Consider the following 22,450-nt stretch of genomic DNA (forward strand, 5'->3'; position numbering starts at 1 on the left):
ATGGGGAACTCTTTATTCTGCAGAGAAGTCTGCAACGGTCTTCCGATACATAGAATAAAGACGTGTGCGGTCTACAAATCCCGTTAAATGGTCATTGACATCTACAATGGGGAGGTAGTTGGCATTGGTTTTGTCAAATTTCTCCATTACTTCTTCCATAGAGTCATGAATACCTAAAGTAGCCTGAGGGGGAATTAAAATTTGACTCACCGTAAATCGATGATAAAGCTCAGTGCGGAACATCACATGTCTAATCTTGTTGATGTCGATGATTCCCACCAAGACGCCTGCGGTATCTACCACTGGTATAAAACTTGTGTGGCTTTTACTAATCGCATTGACCAACTCGCCTAATGGCATTTCTGGTTCTACTGCGGTAAAGTTTTTATCAATAACACTATCCAAACTCATTAATGTTAGCACGGAGCGGTCTGTGTGGTGAGTCACCAAGCGACCTTGTCTCGCCAGTCGCATGGCATATATGCTGTGCGGTTCAAAAATACTGATAGCCATCACCGAAACGATGCTGACCATAATCAATGGTAAAAACAAGTCATAACCGCCTGTAAGTTCTGCAATTAAGAAGACACCCGTCAAGGGAGCGTGCATGACACCTGCCATGACACCTGCCATACCAAGCAAGGTAAAATTCTTTTCTGGAATATACACGCCAATTTGGTTCATGTTCCAAACTCGTGCAAATAAGAATCCTCCGAAGCCTCCCACAAACAAGGAAGGTGCAAAAGTTCCACCTACACCGCCCGCACCATTGGTTGCCGACGTGGCAAAAATCTTGGTGAGCAATACCAAACTGATATAGAGTACCAATAACTCGGCATGCCCTGAAAACAGTGAATTGTTCATGACAGCATCCCAGTCGGCTTCCGTTCTTCCATTTAAAAGAATATTCAGCGAATCGTAGCCTTCACCATAAAGAGAAGGAAATAAAAAGATAAGCGAGCTAAGTAAGACTCCACCTAACATCAGTTTGGCATAAGGGTGATGCTGAAGTCGCGCAAATACTCCTTCACATTTAGTCATCATGCGAATAAAATATAAGCTTGCTATCCCGCAGAAAAGTCCCAACAAGATACTGGCTGGAATGCGCTCAATGTTCCAGGCACTATCTAAGGTAAAATCGAACAAAGCCCTGTTGCCCGTGAAGATATAGGTAAAGACAGTTGCAGTTACGCATGAGGTGAGAATAGGCAGCAAAGAAGCCATACTCAGGTCTACCATCAGTACTTCAAGCGTGAATACTAAACCAGCTATGGGAGCCTTAAAGATGCCTGCAATGGCAGCGGCAGCACCGCATCCCACTAACAGCATGAGGGTCTTGTTGTCCATCTTAAACAATCGCCCTAAGTTGCTGCCTATCGCAGAACCAGTCAGTACGATAGGGGCCTCGGCTCCTACCGAACCTCCAAACCCAATGGTGATAGCAGATGCAATAACTGATGACCAGCAGTTATGCACTTTCAAGCGTGATTTCTTTGTAGATATGGCATAGAGCACTTGCGTGATACCGTGTGAAATGTTGTCTTTCACGATATAACGCACAAAGAGGGTAGTGATATAAATACCGATAGCGGGAAATACCAAATAAAGCCAGTTGAAGGTGTCTGTGTCAAATCGTGCAGTAAGAAGGTACTGTATCTGTCGAATGATGAAATGCAGCACGTAAGCCGCTACAGAAGCGAAGATGCCAATAAAGAAAGATAAGACAACTGTTATCTGACGAGTGGTCAGATGCTCTTTGCGCCAATTGTTTATCTCATTAATGAGCATGTACGTTCTTTTAAGGATAGCCAGAATAGGTGAGTGACCCTTCCTGTTTCTTTTTACAAATGTTCTATGCGATTAACTTCCGCTATCTATGTTTCTTTTGCTAATTGAAATAGTATCTAAACATCAGGAAGAATAGTTAGCTTTCTATTTCCTAATAATCGTTACCTCGCCGTCTTCTTTCAGTTTGATGATGCTACTGGGCGTATGAGGTTTGTGTTCCTGCCTGCGTGAGAAACAGACGTAGTCCACCGTATCAAGGAGTTCTTGGCTAATATCATTATAGTTAGCAGCAGGAGGTTCGCCACTAATGTTCGCACTGGTGCTTACCAATGCTTTTTGGAATCGGTAGCATAGTTCATGAGAAAATGGTTCTTTGGTAATGCGTAGTGCGATGCTTCCATCTTCTGCTATTAAGTTAGGGGCTAAGTTTTTAGCACCATCGAGGATAATTGTGGTGGGCTTAGTGGCAATGTCCAAGATGTCCCATGCTACATTGGGAACATTTCTGACATATCGTTGTAGTCGGGCATCCGAATCTACCAAACAGATGAGTGCCTTAGAGTCATCTCGCTTCTTGATTTTGTACACTTTTGCGACTGCTTCCGCATTCGTTGCATCGCAACCAATTCCCCAAACGGTATCAGTAGGGTAGAGGATTACTCCCCCTTGCTTCATTACTTCAATTGCGTTTTTTATATCTTCTTGTTGATTCATCGTTTTCTTTTCTCCCAACTCTCTTATATTTTTATTCGAGTTGTTTCGCTGTGGAGCTTTTTATAGCGAAGTGATTAGCATTGTATCTCTATGAATGATAATCATTTATGTCCTATACGTTGGTATATGACTTGTACACATTGCAAGCTTTGAACCAGCCATTACGCCTTATGAAAGCTTCATTGTCTATCGTAGTTCGACATACAATAAAAATATCATGCAAAGATAATAAGTTTTTTTAATTCTACTTGAAGATAAAAAATATTTTTATATTTTCTAACCAACATATATATGGCGACAATTGATAGAGCAAAACTTGCTTTCTTCCATTATTCCAACAATTTAAAGGTTATTTAAATCTTTAAGGCGTCACAACTTTATCTCCAGCCATTGAGGAAATCCTTAGCATTCATTCGCTTTTTGCCAGCCATCTGTAATTCTGTAATTTCAAGCCATTCGGTGATGGTTGCTACATATATTCTTCTTTGGTCTGTATTGATCGAACCGGGCTTCTCTGTGGTCGCTTCACCTGTTAATCGTGTCTTGTAAATCTTGATCATCACCTGTTTGCTCGTTGGATCGTCTTTGCTGACATTCCAAGTAGTCCATGCCGCAGGGTAAGGACTTAGCCCACGCACAAAGTTATAAATGTCCTTGGCGGATTGATTCCAATTGATTTCACATGTTTCTTTGAAAATTTTAGGAGCGGGACGCAAATGATGTTCCGATTGGACAAATTGATTCTGTGGCGTCGTTGTAATCTTTCCGTCATTAGCCAATAATTGATCTATCGTGTCCAAACATATTTCAGCTCCTAACACCATGAGTTTATCATATACATATTCTACGTCGGCATCCTCAGGGATAGGAAGCTGTTTCTGCATGATAATGTGTCCTGTATCAATATTGTGGTCTATGAAAAACGTGGTCACTCCTGTTTTTGTTTCACCATTGATAATCGCCCAGTTAATGGGTGCTGCGCCTCGATATTGAGGAAGAAGGGCGGCATGCACATTGAATGTCCCAAATCGTGGCATACTCCAGACAACTTCTGGCAACATCCTGAAAGCTACTACTACCTGTAAATCTGCCTTGTAATCAGCAAGCTGTTCTAAGAACTCAGGGTCCTTGAGTTTCGCAGGTTGTAGTACAGGAAGGTTTTGGGATAGCGCGTATTTCTTTACTTCTGAAGCTTGTAAGGTTTGTTGATGTCTACCAACAGGCTTATCTGGTTGAGTAACTACGGCTACTACATGATATCCGCCTTGCACAAGTGCCTGTAACGATGCAACAGCAAACTCTGGCGTACCCATAAATATAATTCGCAAGTCTTCTTTTGTCATCTCGTTCTTTTTTAATTTTCTCGTTCTTTTTTAGTTCTTTAGTTTGATGTCAAAAAGCTATTTTATTTATTATATTTATCATAATAACGATTATCTTGATTAACTAAGCGCTTTTGAATTGATGTTTTCACTTCATCATAAAGTGAAATTACGATTATTACTACATTGTGAAGTCACTCATGTTCAAGGATTTCTTGATGATGCGCCATTTTTGGATGTACTGATTATTTTTTATTTCCACTATTCAACGAATCACATATGTGATAAAGGTGTTAGTAAACACGGATGCTGTCGCCAACCTTAATAGTATGATCCACGTCAAAGTTATTGAGTTTATAAAGACTTGAAAGTCGCATGCCATAAATTTGTGCGATGATGTACAAACTTTCTCCAGGCTTTACTATATGTGGATGATTCTTAAATACTTTTGGAGCTTTCTTGCGTTTCTTCTTTAAGAATATAATTTCACCTTCTTGTAAGGGGTCGTTTTTATGGCGTTCGTTATACTTTGCAATTTTTCGATATGATATACCAACTTCTTTGCCTATGAGCTTAAAAGTATCTCCCTGACGAGCTCGTAGATAATAATTATCATTGAACATTGCTATGGGATGCAAAGGCTGGGAATTATTGACATTGGTTCGGATGCTGGCCTCATCTGCCATAAAATTATCATAACCCTTTGCATGGTCATACACGTATAGCTTGTAAAGCTCTATCAGCTCAATTAATTTGTATGCATATTGAGGATTAGTGGCATATCCACAGGCTTTCAAGCCATGCGCCCATCCTTTGTAATCTGTTTGTTTTAAGCTAAAGAGACTTCGGTAGCGAGGACTGTTAACCAAAAATTTGCTATGATCTTCAAAACTATGCAAGGGGTTGTCGTATGCCCTGAAGCATTCGCCAAATTCATCGTCATCTTCATTTATCGTGTTACCAAGCCAGTCGTGACATTTAATACCAAAATGATTATTTCCCAATCGAGCCAAGCGACTTCTTCCAGCTCCACTTTCAAAGACAGCCTGTGCTAAAGTGATGCTGGCAGGAATTTTATACTTCAACATCTCTTTGATAGCCAAATCTTTATACTGATTGATATAGAGCTGGTAAGCTTGGTTCCACTTCATTTGCGCCCATGAATGGACGGACACAACAAATAGAAGTGTGAGCATTATAATTTTCTTCATGTCACTACTCATTGCCACAAAGTTACATAAAATCATAAAAAAGCACAATAAAAAGGAATGTGTTTAATAATTATTAGTATTTTTGCCAATATGAGTGACAAACAAAAATTGCTGATAGCTCTTGGCACAAACGTCAATCAGAAGCAGAACATACAGAAAGCCATGGATTTACTACATAAGACATGGCATGATATACTGTTTACCAAATCGAAATGGACAAAGCCAATTGGTATGGATACTGATTTGTTCTACAATTGTTTAGCTTATACGAAGGTAGATGAAGATTTATCACAAGTACAACAAATATTGAAGAATATAGAAAAAACTTGTGGGAATACAGAGATAGATCGTGCTCATCAAAAAATACAGATGGATATTGACATTTTAATGTTTGGTACACATAAGCTCCATGAGCAAGATTGGCAAAGAAGTTACATTCAGGAATTGATTCAAGAAATTGATTATTAAATACTTAGTATGAGATATTTTCAGTGTTTTTATCTTTTTATTCTTTCTGTTATTGGAACAGTAATCCCTCGTAATGCTTGTGGACAAAACTTTGCGACTTACTTTTGCGACAGTACATTAAGAATTGACTACATTTTTTCGGGTAATGCGGTTCATCAACAAATCGCAGTCGATCAACTTCATTCCCTACCCCATTGGTATGGCAAAAGACAGCGGCTATCCCAAGTTCCCATGGAAGGAAATGGTCAGATTATCGTTCGTGATCGTCAATCGAAAACGGTCATCTATCGCAACTCTTTTTCTACTCTCTTTCAAGAATGGCTCACCTACGATGAAGCAAAATCTTCGATGAAATCGTTCGAAAATGTATTTTTAATACCTCTGCCCAAAGATACTGTTGATATTACAATACGGCTGAACAACAATCGACGTAACCCTTTTGTGGAGCTGACGCATACCGTTGCACCGTCAGACATCTTGATAAAGCACATTGGAGAGAAACATATCACACCGTATCAAACGATTCTAAAAGCCAAAGATTCAACTCGATGTATTCACATCGCCTACCTTTCCGAGGGTTATAAAAGCGATGAAATGGACGTTTTTTTGCGTGATGCACAAAAAGCAACGGATGCAATTTTTTCTCATGAACCCTATCGTTCGATGAAAGATAAATTTAACATCATTGCTGTTGAAGCGCCCTCTGAAGAGAGTGGAACCAGTATTCCTTCACGTGGCATTTGGAAAAATACAGCACTCCAATCTCATTTTGACACGTTTTATAGTGCAAGATACCTCACTACCCTACGGCTAAAAACGGTTCACGACTGGTTGGCAGGCACTCCTTATGAACACATTATTATATTAGTAAACACACCCGAATATGGTGGAGGGGGAATTTTGAACTCATATAATTTAGCGATGACACACCATCCTTCTTTCAAACCCGTTGTTGTTCATGAGTTTGGGCATAGCTTTGCTGGACTTGCCGATGAATATGCTTACGATTTTGAAAGCATTGATATGTATCCTACGGATGTAGAACCTTGGGAGCCTAATATCACAACAAAGGTAAAGTTTGATGAAAAATGGAAAGACCTCATAGGTAAAAATTCAGCAATAGGACTATTCGAAGGTGCTGGTTACGCTCTGAAAGGTGTCTATAGACCCGCATTACATTGTAGAATGCGTGATAATGAGACGCCAGATTTTTGCCCAGTATGTCAACGAGCCATTCAACGTGTCATTGATTTTTATACGCAATAAAAAGTGTAAATCGTCCATGAAGCAAAAGTTCTTCATCCTCTTATGGCTCATCGTGTTTGGGGCTTTTCCTCATCAAATGAGAGGAATTGTTCCTTCTCCCAGTCCAACTCTTGACGACACAGAACGTTTGAAAATGGCATTGGCTTATTTTCAAAGCGAAAAATATCAGGAAGCGCTCAATCTCTTTCATCAACTTGATAAAGAATATCAACTGAATCCGAGGTATCGAGCATATATTGGTTTGTGCCATTATCAACTATGGAACTATGTAGAAGCGTGCAACTATCTTGACTCGGTAAGCTCAGCACTCCACGTATTGGCTCCTGCTGAGCAGGCTGTTTATTACTATGCCAATGCTGAAAGTCATTTCCTGCTGAAAGAGTATCAAGAATCCATCACATACTTTGAGATGTTTCTCAATGTATGCCATGCCAACGAAAAAGCTGATGCGTATTATAGGTTGGGCTTTTGTTATCTTTATCAAGATCATTGGCTAACTGCATACGAATATTTCTCAAGCGCCCTCTCCTATTATCGGCAATTTGGAGTGACGCAACAAAAAAGACAACGACTGGTGCAACTACCCAAAATGCTAAAAGGATGTAGAAAACATCTGGAAATTGTCACCGAAACAGTCCAACTAAGCGATAGCTCTCATATTAGCATTCAACGTATTTTATAAATTGGCACGAATTTTGTTCAACAATAACAATATAACAAGAAAAGAAAGGTAAAAGATATATGACAAGTCAGTTTTCACCAAAAGTATCTGAAGTGCTGGCTTTTAGCAGAGAGGAAGCTACACGACTTGCCAGTCGGTCTGTTGGACCTGAACACCTATTATTAGGAATGTTGAGAGAAAAAAACAGCCCTGTTCAAGACGTATTTGCACGGTTGAAAATTCATCTATCTACGGTTAAGGCAGAACTTGAAAACAGATTACGGGAAGAAGAAGTGCACCAACCCCTCAATACATCAGAGTTGGTCCTCAATGAAAAAGCAAGCAACATTCTGAAGTTAGCTGTTTTAGAAGCAAGAATACAACACTCAGAAACTGTAGATGTACACCATTTACTACTGGCAATTCTGCATGATCAAGTAGATAATGGTGCCAAACAGGTTTTAGAATTAAACAATATGAATTACGAAGATACATTTACTTACCTTCAACGGATGGCAAAGCCCACCAAGAGTGGACTGGATTTGCCTGATGAAGAGGAAGATACATCATTTAGCAACCATGGAGATTCAACCAATATGGGAGCGAGTTCTGGGGCAAAAACGACGCTCCAAAATAAACGAGGAAACGGCAAGACGCCTATTCTTGATAATTTTTCTACAGACCTTACAGCCGCAGCACTATCTTCTAAGCTCGACCCTGTCATTGGTAGAGAGAAAGAGATTCTTCGTGTTGTCGAAATCTTAGGGCGGCGCAAGAAAAACAATCCGATACTTATCGGAGAACCTGGTGTTGGTAAGAGTGCGATTGTGGAAGGGTTGGCACAACTCATAGCCATGCGCAAAACTTCTCCCGTGCTGTTCAACAAAAGATTGGTTAGCCTTGACATGACTGCGATTGTGGCAGGCACTAAATACAGAGGACAGTTCGAAGAGAGAGTGCGTGCATTATTAAAAGAGCTGGAACAAAACCCTGATATCATCATTTTTATAGATGAGATACATACGTTGATTGGTGCAGGCAGTACGCCCGGTAGCATGGACGCTGCAAATATCATGAAACCAGCGCTGGCACGAGGTACTATCCAATGTATTGGAGCAACGACATTAGATGAATATAGAAACTCTATTGAGAAAGATGGAGCATTAGAACGGCGCTTCCAAAAGGTATTGGTAGAGCCAACAGATCAGGAGGAAACATTGCAGATTCTCCATAATATCAAAGATAGATATGAAGATCATCATCATGTTCAGTATTCCGATGACGCCCTCTTGGCTTGTGTCAAATTGACAGAAAGATATGTAACCGATCGGTTCTTTCCTGACAAGGCTATTGATGCCATGGACGAAGTTGGCTCGAAAGTACACCTTCAACATGCAGAGGTTCCCGCCTATATCACGGAAAAGGAAAAGGAGCTAAGCAACGTTACGACTAAAAAGCAAGAGGCGGTAGGCAACCAAAACTTTGAATTGGCAGCCAGCTATCGCGATAAGCAGACGGAACTTGAGATAGAATTAGAAGACCTCAATAACAAATGGTTGAACGAGAAATCGGAAGAACGCACACGTATCACAGAAAAAGACGTTGCTGATGTTGTATCTATGATGACAGGGGTTCCCGTTCAAAAGATGGCTGAAGCAGAGGGCATTCGACTCAAAGGAATGGCAGATGAGTTAAAACATCAGGTAATAGCACAAGATATGGCTATTGAAAAGATGGTGAAGGCGATACAACGAAACCGCATCGGACTCAAAGATCCTAACCACCCCATTGGAGCTTTTATGTTCTTGGGACCTACTGGAGTGGGTAAAACGTACTTGGCTAAAAAATTAGCAGAGTTCATGTTTGGCTCCACAGATGCCCTGATTAGAATTGACATGAGTGAATTTACCGAAAGTTTCAATGTTTCAAGGCTTGTTGGTGCACCTCCTGGATACGTAGGATATGAGGAAGGAGGACAGTTGACTGAAAAAGTAAGGCGACATCCCTACTCTATTATCCTGTTAGATGAGATTGAAAAAGCACATGGGAACGTGTTCAACATGTTGCTACAAGTTTTGGACGAGGGAAGATTGACAGATGGGAATGGCAGACTCGTAGACTTTAGAAATACTGTCATCATTATGACATCCAATGCTGGAACTCGACAGCTAAAAGACTTTGGACGTGGTGTCGGATTTAATGCTGGAGGAAGTTTGGGGTTAAGTCAGAATGAAAAAGACAAAGAGTATGCTCGTGCCATTATACAAAAAAGCCTAAGTAAGCAATTTGCACCAGAGTTTTTGAATCGTTTGGACGAGATTATCACCTTCGACCAACTTGATTTAGATGCTATCAAGAAGATTATCAATATAGAGTTGACTGGTCTTTTCAAGCGCATGGAGGATTTGGGTTATCGGATTAAAATTACCGAGAAAGCCAAAGAGTTTGTTGCTACAAAGGGTTACGATGTGCAATATGGAGCACGACCTTTGAAGAGAGCAATCCAAACATATATAGAAGATAAAATAGCAGAACTGATATTGTCTGGAGAACTCCATTTGGGTGACACTATTTCAATCGAAAAGAGTACCGCTAAAGAGGAACTGGTTTTCAAGTAAAGAGACTCTCAAGCGAGAACAGGTGGACAGCTCAATGCTGCCACCAATCTCAATTATAACCTGCTTAACGAAGTTCAGCTTCCCTCATATGTCATCTTGACAATAGACAGTACATACAACGACATCACACAAACTCAAACACGGCTCTTTCATTGAAGAAAGAGCCGTTTCTTTTACACTTTATCATTATTGGCAAAAGTTTGAAGTGGCTTTTGTCCTGTTATTTTACCAAAAAACGACCATTGAAAATCTACAAAATAGAAAAAATCAATAGGCAAGCAACCGACAAAAATGCGCTGATTTTAACAAAATAAACGTCTCTTACAGCTGGAACAACGATTTAACGCCCTTGAAAACATGTATTAGAGGTGTTATTCACATGCTTCAGCGACATTAAAGCATGCAAATTCCAAGCTTAGAACAATGCTTCAGCAGACAAAAAGGGCTAAAAATCGGCAAGTAGCGAAATAATATAGACGTAATTTATTTAACATCAACGAATTATGAAACTTGCTCATTTTTAGCGTATTTGCGACCAACTTTGCCGTTGGTTGTTTTCACGCGAGTTTTGAGAGGCACTTTGTAAAAATAATTCAGCATTTATTACGATTCCATGAAACCGTAAACTTCCTTCAATGATAGTCTCAAAATCCACAGGGTGAAAGATTTTTGAGGGCACGATACCATGACTGTAAAACAGAAGTTTGATATATCTACTGCATTTTTTTATTCTTTACTTTATAGTTCAAAGAAAATTTGTATCTTTGTGAAAACGAAAAATCAATGAAATATTTATTATTCTTAATCATATTATTCACAGGCTACCCTACCTACACAATAGCTGACAATAGCCATGTGCGAGCAGGAGTTCGCCCTGTTCAAAAAGAAGAGGCTTTATCTCAAAAGCACCTCTTCGAGACAATGCTTTCTGGAACAGCGAAAGTGTTATTCGTAGATAGCATGGTGGTGGACAAAAACAACTTTTTCTCTAAAATACCTTTGAGTAGTGATGCAGGTACGCTCGAGTTCATTGATAAACGGTTTACTTATACAAACGAACTCAAAAACCACCGCATCTATGCCGATGGGGATTCTATTCACGGCTTCCATTTATTTTCTACTGACTATTTAGGCGACAGTTGGAGTCAACCTAAACAATTAAAAGAATTGGATGAGGAAGTAAAAGATGCGCAATTTCCTTTTTTGTTATCAGATGGAGTCACCCTCTTTTTTGCTGCAAAAGGCGACAAGAGTATTGGAGGTTACGACATCTTCATGACTCTCTTTAACGATGAAAGTGGAACTTATTATAAACCAGAGAACTACGGACTCCCATTTAATTCTACAGCAAACGATTATTTGTTAGCTATTGATGATGTACACAGCTTAGGTTGGTTGGTATCGGATAGATATCAACCCAAAGGGAAAGTTTGTATTTATACCTTCGTTCCTACCATGCCACGGCAGAATTTTACTGCTGACAACATTACTGACAAGCAACTTGAAGCTTATGCAAAGCTAACAAGTATTCAAGAAACATGGAAGTTTGGCAATCGTGAAGCAGCGTTGCAGCGGCTTAAATTGCTAACGAACGAAAGGCAACGAACCACAGAAAAGCAAGAATTTTACTTCCCTATCAATGACCATACGGTGTATCAAAGCATCAACGATTTTAGAAGTGAAAAAACAAAAAAACTGTATCAGCAGTTGTTAGAGTTAAAGAAGCAACTATCAGCAAATGAAGAAACTTTATCGCAGTTGCGTTCACAATATCAGTCATCTAACATGTCGGGAAAATTGCAGATGCGCCCAAACCTATTAAAAGCAGAAAAAGCGATACAGTCACAACGCATTGAAATGATGGATTTTGCTAAAAAACTTCGAAACGAAGAAAACTGATTACTCACTCAATAAAAGCTTAAACAAGATGGAGAAAAAATATTTTGCAGAATCTGAGTTAATTATCAATAAAGATGGTAGTGTCTTCCATTTGCATGTTAAACCAGAACAGTTGGCAGACAAAGTTATTTTAGTAGGTGACCCTGGGCGAGTTTCGCTCGTAGCATCGCACTTTGACGAAAAAGAGTGTGATATTCATAATCGCGAATTTCACACCATCACAGGTCTCTATAAAAACAAACGTATCACCGTACTAAGCACAGGTATCGGTTGTGACAACATTGATATTGTTGTGAATGAACTTGATGCCTTGGCAAATATAGATTTTAAGACGAGGTATGAGAAATCACCTCTCAAATCGCTAACCTTAGTTCGTATCGGAACTTGTGGAGGACTTCAGGAATATACGCCAGAAGGAACCTATATTGCCAGCGAGAAGAGCATTGGGTTTGATGGGCTTTTGAACTACTACGCAGGAAGGAATGAGGTGTGTGACTTAGCGTTCGAGGAAGCATTTGTCAAGCACATGAATTGGAGTCCACAAAAAGGAGCCCCTTATGTCATTGATGCTGATGAGGAAACATTGAACCGTATTGCTGGCAATGACATGGTTCGTGGCGTAACAATCTCATGCGGAGGCTTTTTCGGTCCACAAGGTAGAGTGCTTCGTGTGCCTTTGGCAGACCCGCATCAAAATGAGAAAATCGAGAATTTTGAATATAATGGGCATCGGATTACAAACTTTGAAATGGAAAGCAGTGCCTTACATGGACTTTCAAAGTTAATGGGCCATAAGGCTGTAACTTGTTGTATGGTAATTGCTAACCGCCGAGCATTAAAGGCAAATGTAGAGTATAAGAATTCGATTGATGGATTGATAGAAACAGTTCTTGATAGAATTTAGGCTTAATTGTCAGCTTTAATCATTGCAGATCGAAGTTTGTTCTTAGACACAAAGTGTAATGGTTGAAAATAGTGTGTACAAAAAACAGCCCAACCATCAAAGAACACTTTGTGTCAAAGAACGTTTTTAATTGATTTTATGCCCCCTTCAGCATTTTGAAGTACAAATGCTGGAATATAGATATTGAACGTAGACAAAAGAAATTGAGCATTGAACATGGTAAAAGATTTGGATAACCAACAGCATTTACAAGCAGAAGACACCATTTGTGCCTTAGCAACTCCAGCAGGAGGAGCCATAGGAATCATTAGAATATCGGGCAAAGATGCCATTCAGATAGCTGATAAGGTTTTCGTAACCTCAAAACATAAAAAACTTCATGATGCAAAATCGCACACTATTCTCTATGGGCGTATCATTGATAGCCAGCAAGAAACAATAGACGACGTTTTGGTGTCGGTTTTTCGTTCGCCTCATTCTTACACGGGTGAAGATTCTGTTGAAATATCATGTCATGGCTCTCGTTACATCATCAAAACCATTTTAGAAACATTTATCAAAGAAGGCTGTCGACAGGCTGCACCTGGTGAATACACACAACGCGCCTTCTTTAATGGAAAATTGGATTTAAGTCAGGCAGAAGCTGTTGCCGACTTGATTGCTTCTACCAATCGTGCTTCGCATCATGCAGCTATGAGTCAGCTGAAAGGAAACTTCTCCAACGAGTTGGCTACACTCAGAAACGAACTTCTGAAGATGACTTCACTCATCGAATTGGAATTAGATTTCAGCGACCATGAGGATTTAGAGTTTGCAAATCGAGACGAATTACTTGCGTTAGCGCATAAAATTAAAAATCGAATTACCACTTTGGCACATTCTTTTGAAACAGGAAATGCTATAAAACAAGGGGTTCCCGTAGCTATTATTGGAAAAACCAATGTGGGGAAAAGCACACTATTAAATCAATTATTAGAGGAAGATAAAGCCATTGTTAGCAATATTCATGGCACAACGCGTGACGTGATTGAAGACACAACCGAGATTCATGGCATTACTTTTAGATTTATTGATACGGCGGGTATTCGGAAAACAACAGATGAAATCGAAAACTTAGGCATTGAACGAACTTATCAAAAGATAGAAGAAGCAAAAATCGTTTTGTGGCTGATGGACGAAGCACCAACGAAACAAGAAGTAGATGATTTGCTAAAGAGAATAAAGGACAAGAGTTTGATTTGTATTCAAAACAAAATGGACCTATTACCAACACCTACCTTATCCGTTTTTGAGAATATAACCAACCAAAAAAGTAATGAGAGAAATGCAAAAAAATGGTTTTCATTACAACTGTCTGCAAAGCTCGGTACGAATATGGATTTATTAAGAAGTACTTTATGTCAAGTAGCGGAAGTGCCTGAAGTAACCGAAAATGATGTCATTGTAACCAGCACACGCCATTACAACGCCTTGTTAAGGTCAGAAGAAAGCATTTCACGCGTGATTGAGGGACTTGAGCTTGAGCTATCTGGAGACTTGTTGAGCGAGGATCTTCGATTATGTCTTGAGCATTTAGCAGAAATTACTGGCGGCCTTATCACAACACACGAGGTACTGAATAATATCTTTCAACACTTCTGCATCGGAAAGTAAATTAGCAGAATTTACCTATGTATAAAATTATAGCAAGTTTATATCGTTATAACATGAGGGGATTTAATAAGGGTATACCCTACTTTGCTACATTAACTAATATCCTCATACTTCTTACGTTTATTTTCTTTCTAATAATAGTTTTTATAGATGCCAAAGATATATTAAGTTTTTGGCATACAGGCTCAAAAGGAGGAGATTATCTAATAGGTGCAATTTTAGCAGTACCCCTATATTTTATGGCGTGGTTTTTATTCCCTGAACGAAAAATGAAAGAACATGAGGCGTTACTCACAAAGAAAGAATATCGATTGGGACTATTCTTTTATTTTTTCTTGGTAATGTTCCTGATGGTTCTTTTATTTATTGTCACTTAACAAAGGGATTTTAGCTAATCCCTTAAAATATACTACCAAACTCTGTAGGCTACACATTTCCAAAAGAGTGATTTCAAGGATTTTAAGAATAATCAAACTAAAGAATATCCTTATTTCCGCAGCGTTTTTGCTTGCAAGAAATGCAAGCGTCTGATACATAAAAGTATTCAAACACTTGCGTATGTCAGAAAATTCACTTATCTTAGTGCTACCAAACATCTAAAACAATAAAATGACAAATCGACCTTTCTCGTAGGGTTAAATGAGACGCAAACAAGTTTTGAAACAAACAAGGAAATTGTTTGCGGAAATAAGGTCAATATAAAATAAATGCTGTCCAGTAAAACTTTTATTAATTGCCAATTTGCTAATCACCGACCTCTTAAGAAGCATCAAAAGAAACTTTGCATTCTCCCAGATTGTACCTATGGTGCGTCTTACACTGATGTACTACATTAAATTTAGCGAAAGATTCAAGCACAGCGCTACATGCGTATATACTCTGTCTGACTTTCATTGACAACTGGTAAGAATCTTCGTTATTTGCTCTTATTTCTCTGCATCAAACGTATCTTATTTATATAAGCATTGGCATAAAGTCTCATGCCGATGTCCGTTGCATGCACTCCATCTATTTGACTGTCATTGTCATTAATGATTCCTATTTCATTGGCTGTGAGATATTCTAAGTTCTTTATGCCTTGACGTTTTAATTCCATATAAGCCTTATACAATAGACTGTTGGCTTTAAGTACTTGTTCCCGTAAGCCTTTCTGAGTCAAACTGTTGGTATATCCACAATGCTCTGTCAATAGTATGGGTGCCAAAGTCTTGGAGCGTAGATAGCGAACACCAGCTATTATGCGTGGATAAATGCTATCCACACGCTCGGGAGAATCCATGTTCGGAACACAGTCAATAATAAAAAGACGGGCGTTTGTCAGCTCTCCCATGATATGAAAGACTTCTGGCTCTAATCTTCCATTTCCCGAAAAGCCAAGATTAAACACAGGAATATCGAGTTTACGTTGTAAAATGTTACTCCATGACATGCCAGGGCGAGATGCAGAAGCTCCCTGCGCAATCGAAGTTCCATAGATAACTATGGGATTCGATGAGTTGATGGGTGTGAATGTAAGATGCTTATTTGCTGGTATGCCGATTTGTAGAGACGACACCGTGTTATAAAGAGGTAAATAAAGTCTGAATGTGGCAGCACTGTCTTTTTCCCCAATCATGTTTTGATAATGATAAGAGATGGTGTCTGAGACGCTGCTACCAAAATTGAACGAGCCAAAACAAGAACAGAAATTCCACTCACCTTGCGCATTCTTTCGATAAAGGTCAATACCACTGGTAGCCATTGTGCCTACATTGTTTAGGCTCTTAGGACATGTAACCGTATATTTCACAGCGATGTCGGTAGCATCTGTTGTAAAGTCAATATAAAGCCCACTACTGTTTTCAGACAGGTTCCACAGCGCTTCACGTACCTCTTTCCTAAACCGAATGGGAAAACGATGATACGTTTTTCCGATTTCATTGCCCCAGCCTCTTCCGCTTATCGGCATGTCCTTTTGTTCTTGTGGATGATACCACACGGTTTGTGCATATAGTATTGGAAAGTAATATCCAATCAATAAAAAACAAATGAGTTTCTTCAACATGCTTAAAAACAATTTTTAGGGATGAATAGATATACAATTCAGCCATGAATCGCACTTCTACAAAAGTACTATTTTATTACCAAAGGAACGACCCCTACAACAAGAAACTTATGAAATGAAAGAAGGTTGAGTAAAAAAGAATAGAGAACCTTTTATCTCACAAGTAGTTACAAATATTGCTCTACTTGTTTTCGAATGATAAACAACATTGCAATAAGGTGGCATCGTGGTACACCTCACCATCATACAACCAATCTATGAGTTGGCAGGTTTCTTTGAATCCCATGCGAAGAAACAGTCCGATGGTGAGCTTCTGTGAAGAGTTGACCACGACATACAATTGGTGCAAATGAAGAACCTCTTTGGCATATCTCATCACTTTCTGTATGGCATCCTTTCCATACCCTTTCTGTCTAAAGGCTTCTTGTACCACAATTCCCATTTCTGCTCGTCTGTGTTGAGGATTAAAATTCATGATGTCCACCAACCCTATCGTCTGATGTTCTTCGTTTTCAATGATTAACCTTACTTGTTTATCGGTATAAATATCACCAGAGGACGTGGCTATATAATCATGTAATACGTAACGAGAATATGGAACATTCGTCAATCCAATGTTCCAAAGCTTTGTATCATTTTCTATTTGATAGAGCAAGTCTAAATCTTCTGGCTCCATCGCCCTCAAAACAACATTTGCCATAAGTGCTAAGCAACGTTTTATTTTAATATTTCAGAAGGAGTAATCACGATTTCGTTCATGGGATTGAATGTACATAAATGAACATGAGATTGTGGACCTTTTGAAAATATATGGAATATTTGACTAAATGTATAAGCCTCGATATCATAAACAACACATACCTCTGATGTTTGTGGTAACTCAAATGCAAGATGTCCTTCAGGGTATTCTGCTGCTGTGGCTACTATAAATTTTGCTTTCAATCCTTTTCTTTCTGCAATTTTCTGGCATTTCAATATCGACTCACTACTGCCTATAAAGACATAAAAAGGAGGCGTATATCGCTGTGGATGAAACAATCCCAAGCTTTTCCTTGTCTTACCTATTTGCATTTGGATTAAAGCAATGGTTGCCTTAAAGTAGATAGCCAACTTTATAGGTAAACTAAGAAATAAACTCATTCCCCCAAAATGCTTTTGGAAAAAGATGAGCATCGCTTCATAAAAGACATGAACATACTTAAAAGAAGACTTCTGTGTACTTTCTCCTTTGTAATGAAGTATTCTTAAAGGCAAATACCAATTGTGATAACCGCCCTTCAAAAGTCGGTATGATAAATCAATATCTTCGCCATACATAAAAAAGTCTTCATCTAACAAACCGATATCTTCCAAAGAAATACGTGGAACAGCAAAGAAAGCACCACTCACGATTTCTATTTCGGCAGGTTTGTCCCAAGGCAAATGTCCCAAATAATAACGTGCAAATCGTTTGTGTTGAGGGTACTTTGCACACAGCCCACACATCTTGTAAAAGGCTGTTAAGGGGGTAGGAATACCACGCCTTGATTCCTTTGCATCGCTACCTTGCGTAGAAATCATCCTCACCCCTACTGCACCGAGCTTCGACTGCCCGTCCATAAAATCAACAAGTTGCCGCATGGTGTCTTCGCCCACAATGGTATCAGGATTTAAGAGCAAGACATATTTCCCGCTACTTTGTCGGATAGCCAAGTTATTGGCACGTGCAAAACCTAAATTATGATTGTTACTGATAAAGGTTACATGCGGAAATTTGTCACTCAAATACGCTACTGAACCATCTTGCGAAGCATTGTCGACGACCAAGATTTCCGCTTCAACATCCTGTAATGCCCGTTGCAATGAGACAAGACATTGTTCAACATAATATTTTACATTATAGTTGACGATGATGACAGATAGTTCTAAAGTATGCATTCGTATTTTTTAATCGTTTTGTTTTACATCTTTTGTTTCCTGCATACAACGCTCGGTTGAAGGAAAGATAAAAAATAAACAAAGAAAGAGAATGATAGCCAAATATCCAAATGCCACTTTCATGAACAGATAATACAAGATGGTATTGACGAGCATGGGGATTGTTAGCATTGCAAGTCGGCAACTCCCCCAAACGAGGAGTGCTTTTAGCGATGTCGCTGGGCACTGCAAAGCTGCTTGTATCTTTTTGAACTTAAACAATCGTAAAGAAAGAGGAATGCAACAGATGGTCACTATTTCCATGATAGACAACCAAATAAATTCCGTCTGACTTTGCTCAGTACAAGCACCGGGTACCAATGTTTCTGTTTCAAACAAGACAATGAGTCCCAACGCCAATATCAGCGATACAAAAAACTGTGCCAGCAACTTTTTTTGTACACGATTTAATTCTTTCATATACCCTTTATTTGATGATTTTGTAAAAAGACTTAAGCGCGCGTTTTGAACGAAGTCATAAATCTATATTAACGCTCAAAAGGAATGCGATTGAGTATAGAACGCCCTAAAGTAACTTCATCGGTATATTCAAGTTCATCACCTATAGGAATACCTCGTGCTATCACCGTTAGTTTAACCTCTGAACTATTCAGTTTACGAGAGATGTAAAAGTTGGTGGTATCACCTTCCATGGTAGAATTGAGAGCTAAGATGACTTCTGAAATGCCGCCAGCTTCCACTCGCTCAACCAAGGATTGAATCTCCAACTGGTCAGGACCAATGCCATCCATGGGCGAAATGAGTCCTCCCAACACATGGTACAGTCCTCTATATTGCATGGTATTCTCAATAGCCATTACGTCTTGGATGTTCTCCACAACGCAAATCGTGGATGCGTCTCGACGAGGATCAGCGCAAATTGGGCAAATATCTGTATCGCTGATGTTATGACATTGGCGACAGTACTTCACGTCATGGCGCATCGTTGAGATAGCCTGTGCAAACTGCTCCACTTCTTCTACATCTCGCCGAAGCATGTTCAGCACCAGTCTCAAAGCTGTCTTTCGCCCAATCCCTGGGAGCTTTGCAAATTCACTAACCGCTTTTTCGAGGAGTAACGAAGGATATTGCTGCTCCATTTACAAATAAACGCCTATCCCTAACTTAAATCCTATCGTGGAATAATTGCTATGATCTTTTAACGACTGGTCATAATAGATAGCGGGTTCTACCGTTACCGTGCGACTAAGAAAATACGCATAGCCCACCTCAATACCAGGCATGACATCATTGTAATTATGGTACGCATGCACAAATTTGCAGTTAGCACCCAGATAGATTCCGTTCTGAACAATGTAATAACGCCCTCCTACCCCTGCGGAAATATAATCAGGCACCGTTTCATTACCATTGTGTTGATAGTTCACAGTTCCCAATAGCATGAGGTTGTCTTCTACTAAATAACCTGCATGTGCCTGTGCACCAAAGTTCAACTTATCCAAACCGCTGTAACTCAGATTAAATCCACTCAATGCGCCACCAATGTAGACTTTATCTTGTTCAAACTGTGCACTTGCTGTCAAGGTCAAGAGCAGTGCTGCAATCATTGTAATCAGCTTTTTCATCTTTACTCAATTACGTTATTATTGTTAATTTTTTAATCGCCTGTCGTTTTACCTATCACGTTGCTCGCCATGCTTTCTTCTGCCGAGTACCTCATCTGCTTGTAAAAGATGAAAACTTGAAGTACACACAAATCTTGTTAAGGCAAACCTTTTAGGTATATGTTGCAAAAGTACACAATATATTTGAAAACTAAAAAAATATAAGTATCTTTGTGAGCAATATTAAATTTCACGCAACAAACTGGATGAAACGATTTTTATGGATGCTGATGTGGAGCTTTTCCACATTATTTATATATGCCCAACCCAACAAGATTTCATTACAAAACTCTCTCTCTTCTTCTCCTAAATACGAAGTAAGAGCTGTTTGGCTCACGACGATTGGAGGATTGGACTGGCCACATACCTATGCTCGAACAACCTATACAGTAGAAAGGCAGAAACAAGAATTACGCACGCTGTTAGACCAATATCAGCGTGCAGGCATCAACACCGTACTGCTACAGACTCGTATTCGAGGAACAGTGATTTACCCTTCTGCTTATGAGCCTTGGGACGGATGTCTCTCTGGCATACCGGGAAAATCTCCAGGGTATGATGCCTTGGCATTTATCATCGACGAATGTCATCAGCGTGGCATGGAACTGCATGCGTGGATTGTCACCATACCTGTTGGAAAATGGAGAGGTTTAGGCTGCAAATCTTTACAAAGAAAATATCCTAAAATGATAAAAAAGGATAAAGACGAGGGCTATATGAATCCTGAAAGTTCACAGACTGCCACTTACTTAGCAAATCTTTGTGAAGAAATCACCCGTAATTACGATATTGACGGCATCCATCTGGATTATATCAGATATCCCGAAACGTGGCGAATCCAAATCAATAGAGCCACCGCTCGCCAGCATATCACGAATATCGTACAAGCCATTCACGACCGAGTAAAACGATTAAAGCCATGGGTAAAAATGAGTTGTTCGCCGATTGGCAAATACAATGACCTGCCCAGATATTGGAGTCATGGCTGGAATGCCTATTCTAAAGTGTGTCAAGATGCGCAAGCGTGGTTAAAAGAAGGACTGATGGACCAGCTCTACCCCATGATGTATTTTAAGGGCGACCAGTTTTATCCCTTTGCACTCAACTGGAAAGAAGAGAGTCACGGGCGGATGATTGTACCTGGATTAGGAATTTATTTCATGTCTCCTACCGAACGCAACTGGCCCTTACAAGTCATTAGTCAAGAAATGCAAGTGATAAGACAGTATGGCATGGGGCATGCTTACTTCCGAGGCAAGTTTTTAACCGATAACGTGAAAGGACTATACGATTTCGCATCCAACGATTTTTGTCGCTATCCTGCCCTCATTCCCGCAATGACATGGCAACATGCCACCCCTCCGTTACCTCCCACACAAGTGAAGTGGGACGAAAAGACAGCTACTTTATCATGGGCAGGTGCCAAAGACCGAAGCAATGCGCCTTATCTTGTCTATAACATTTATGCCAGCCGACAGGTTCCTGTGGATATCCACGATGCCCGTAACCTGATTGCTATTCGTGTACAAAGCACTACCCTACAACTGCCCAAGGCGACAGCACTGGCTTATGCGGTCACCGCTATGGATAGATACGGCAACGAAAGTGATGCCATACAATCGCACAAAGGCAACGATGCAAACATAAGGGCTACCACGCGACTACTTTATTGTGATGGCAAACACGTGGAACTTCCAGCAAAGGGACAGACATTGGATGCCACTTTTGTACTCATAGAATCATTGCAAGGCACGATGATTACCACCCGTGTCTACCAAGGGAAATATGCTGATATCTCTACGCTCCCCGAAGGGATGTACACCCTACGCTCATTGGATCGATACAACCACACTCATCGCTTGGGTATCTTTATGGTGAAAAGAAATTCTCTGAGGTAATTTTATAACAATCCGCCTACCATTTCTTGCTTGCTTTCTTATCATTCTTGGTAAGACAGTAGAGGCTTTTTGTCTTATCATTTTACCAAAAAACGACCATTGAAAATCTGCAAAATAGAAAAAATCAATAGGCAAGTGACAGACAAAAATGGACTGATTTTACCCAAAAAGACGTCTTTTCAAGTTAGAACATTGACTTAACGCTCTTGGAAACACGCATTAGAGCTGTTATCTTCATGCCTTAGCAGCATTAAAGCATGCAAATTCCAAGCTTAGAATAATGCTTTAGTCGCCAAAAAAGAGTAAAATTAGAGCTAAAAGGAAATGAAATAATCGTAACATCTTCAAATGTTTTCTTGCGTCAACTCCTTTATCGCTCTGAGGATAGTATCAGAGCTACAAGTGCGAAGTGTCGGATGAAGC

Annotated in this window: 19 protein-coding genes; 9 read left to right on the forward strand and 10 right to left on the reverse strand. The window is 39.7% G+C overall.

The window, feature by feature from the left end; genetic code table 11:
* Positions 1-12: 12 nt before the first annotated feature.
* From DEM91_RS03220 to DEM91_RS03235, 4 genes are all read right to left on the reverse strand, one after another.
* On the reverse strand, positions 13-1,788 hold the full coding sequence (locus DEM91_RS03220) for a chloride channel protein (RefSeq protein WP_195253783.1): 1,776 nt from the start codon (positions 1,786-1,788) through the stop codon (positions 13-15).
* A 144-nt stretch (positions 1,789-1,932) separates the two neighbouring features.
* Complete coding sequence (locus DEM91_RS03225; RefSeq protein ID WP_195253784.1) at positions 1,933-2,502, reverse strand: L-threonylcarbamoyladenylate synthase; 570 nt, start codon at positions 2,500-2,502, stop codon at positions 1,933-1,935.
* Between the two features lie 377 nt (positions 2,503-2,879).
* The gene (fmt, locus tag DEM91_RS03230; RefSeq protein ID WP_195253785.1) at positions 2,880-3,845 is read right to left on the reverse strand and encodes a methionyl-tRNA formyltransferase; all 966 of its coding nucleotides are present in this window, start codon (positions 3,843-3,845) and stop codon (positions 2,880-2,882) included.
* A gap of 272 nt (positions 3,846-4,117) precedes the next feature.
* Positions 4,118-5,035: a glucosaminidase domain-containing protein gene (locus DEM91_RS03235; RefSeq protein WP_195253786.1), complete on the reverse strand. Its 918-nt coding sequence runs from the start codon at positions 5,033-5,035 to the stop codon at positions 4,118-4,120.
* Positions 5,036-5,125: 90 nt separating this feature from the next.
* On the opposite strand from DEM91_RS03235, the gene DEM91_RS03240 reads away from it, so the two are divergent.
* The 8 genes from DEM91_RS03240 to DEM91_RS03275 all read left to right on the forward strand — a co-directional run bounded on the left by DEM91_RS03240 (position 5,126) and on the right by DEM91_RS03275 (position 14,881).
* On the forward strand, positions 5,126-5,503 hold the full coding sequence (locus tag DEM91_RS03240) for a 2-amino-4-hydroxy-6-hydroxymethyldihydropteridine diphosphokinase (RefSeq protein ID WP_229039383.1): 378 nt from the start codon (positions 5,126-5,128) through the stop codon (positions 5,501-5,503).
* Positions 5,504-5,512: 9 nt separating this feature from the next.
* A complete protein-coding gene (locus DEM91_RS03245) occupies positions 5,513-6,769 on the forward strand; it encodes a M64 family metallopeptidase (RefSeq protein ID WP_195253788.1) in 1,257 nt (418 codons plus the stop codon).
* 16 nt (positions 6,770-6,785) lie between these two features.
* The gene (locus tag DEM91_RS03250; protein ID WP_195253789.1) at positions 6,786-7,451 is read left to right on the forward strand and encodes a tetratricopeptide repeat protein; all 666 of its coding nucleotides are present in this window, start codon (positions 6,786-6,788) and stop codon (positions 7,449-7,451) included.
* 59 nt (positions 7,452-7,510) lie between these two features.
* A complete protein-coding gene (locus tag DEM91_RS03255; protein WP_195253790.1) occupies positions 7,511-10,048 on the forward strand; it encodes an ATP-dependent Clp protease ATP-binding subunit in 2,538 nt (845 codons plus the stop codon).
* A gap of 783 nt (positions 10,049-10,831) precedes the next feature.
* Positions 10,832-11,947, forward strand: coding sequence for a hypothetical protein (locus DEM91_RS03260; RefSeq protein WP_195253791.1), 1,116 nt, complete (start codon positions 10,832-10,834; stop codon positions 11,945-11,947).
* Between the two features lie 28 nt (positions 11,948-11,975).
* Complete coding sequence (locus DEM91_RS03265; protein WP_195253792.1) at positions 11,976-12,851, forward strand: nucleoside phosphorylase; 876 nt, start codon at positions 11,976-11,978, stop codon at positions 12,849-12,851.
* Between the two features lie 216 nt (positions 12,852-13,067).
* Complete coding sequence (mnmE, locus tag DEM91_RS03270) at positions 13,068-14,504, forward strand: tRNA uridine-5-carboxymethylaminomethyl(34) synthesis GTPase MnmE (RefSeq protein ID WP_195253794.1); 1,437 nt, start codon at positions 13,068-13,070, stop codon at positions 14,502-14,504.
* A gap of 53 nt (positions 14,505-14,557) precedes the next feature.
* Entirely contained in the window at positions 14,558-14,881 is a 324-nt protein-coding gene (locus DEM91_RS03275) for a hypothetical protein (RefSeq protein ID WP_249857977.1), read from the forward strand.
* Positions 14,882-15,420: 539 nt separating this feature from the next.
* Here the strand turns inward: DEM91_RS03275 and DEM91_RS03280 are convergent.
* The 6 genes from DEM91_RS03280 to DEM91_RS03305 form a co-directional block, all read right to left on the reverse strand.
* The gene (locus tag DEM91_RS03280; RefSeq protein WP_249857978.1) at positions 15,421-16,548 is read right to left on the reverse strand and encodes an SGNH/GDSL hydrolase family protein; all 1,128 of its coding nucleotides are present in this window, start codon (positions 16,546-16,548) and stop codon (positions 15,421-15,423) included.
* Positions 16,549-16,729: 181 nt separating this feature from the next.
* A complete protein-coding gene (locus DEM91_RS03285; RefSeq protein ID WP_249857979.1) occupies positions 16,730-17,248 on the reverse strand; it encodes a GNAT family N-acetyltransferase in 519 nt (172 codons plus the stop codon).
* Between the two features lie 17 nt (positions 17,249-17,265).
* The gene (locus tag DEM91_RS03290; RefSeq protein WP_249857980.1) at positions 17,266-18,465 is read right to left on the reverse strand and encodes a glycosyltransferase family 2 protein; all 1,200 of its coding nucleotides are present in this window, start codon (positions 18,463-18,465) and stop codon (positions 17,266-17,268) included.
* 9 nt (positions 18,466-18,474) lie between these two features.
* Complete coding sequence (locus DEM91_RS03295; protein WP_249857981.1) at positions 18,475-18,924, reverse strand: hypothetical protein; 450 nt, start codon at positions 18,922-18,924, stop codon at positions 18,475-18,477.
* 68 nt (positions 18,925-18,992) lie between these two features.
* A complete protein-coding gene (gene recR / locus DEM91_RS03300) occupies positions 18,993-19,604 on the reverse strand; it encodes a recombination mediator RecR (protein WP_249857982.1) in 612 nt (203 codons plus the stop codon).
* The gene (locus DEM91_RS03305) at positions 19,605-20,090 is read right to left on the reverse strand and encodes an outer membrane beta-barrel protein (protein WP_249857983.1); all 486 of its coding nucleotides are present in this window, start codon (positions 20,088-20,090) and stop codon (positions 19,605-19,607) included. It lies immediately after the preceding gene.
* Positions 20,091-20,335: 245 nt separating this feature from the next.
* Here DEM91_RS03305 and DEM91_RS03310 point away from each other — a divergent pair, with 245 nt between their 5' ends.
* The gene (locus tag DEM91_RS03310) at positions 20,336-22,027 is read left to right on the forward strand and encodes a glycoside hydrolase family 10 protein (RefSeq protein WP_249857984.1); all 1,692 of its coding nucleotides are present in this window, start codon (positions 20,336-20,338) and stop codon (positions 22,025-22,027) included.
* The last annotated feature ends 423 nt before the right edge of the window (positions 22,028-22,450 follow it).

The organism is Prevotella sp. TCVGH (assembly GCF_023522295.1).
In the GTDB taxonomy this organism is placed as follows: Bacteria; Bacteroidota; Bacteroidia; order Bacteroidales; family Bacteroidaceae; genus Prevotella; species Prevotella timonensis.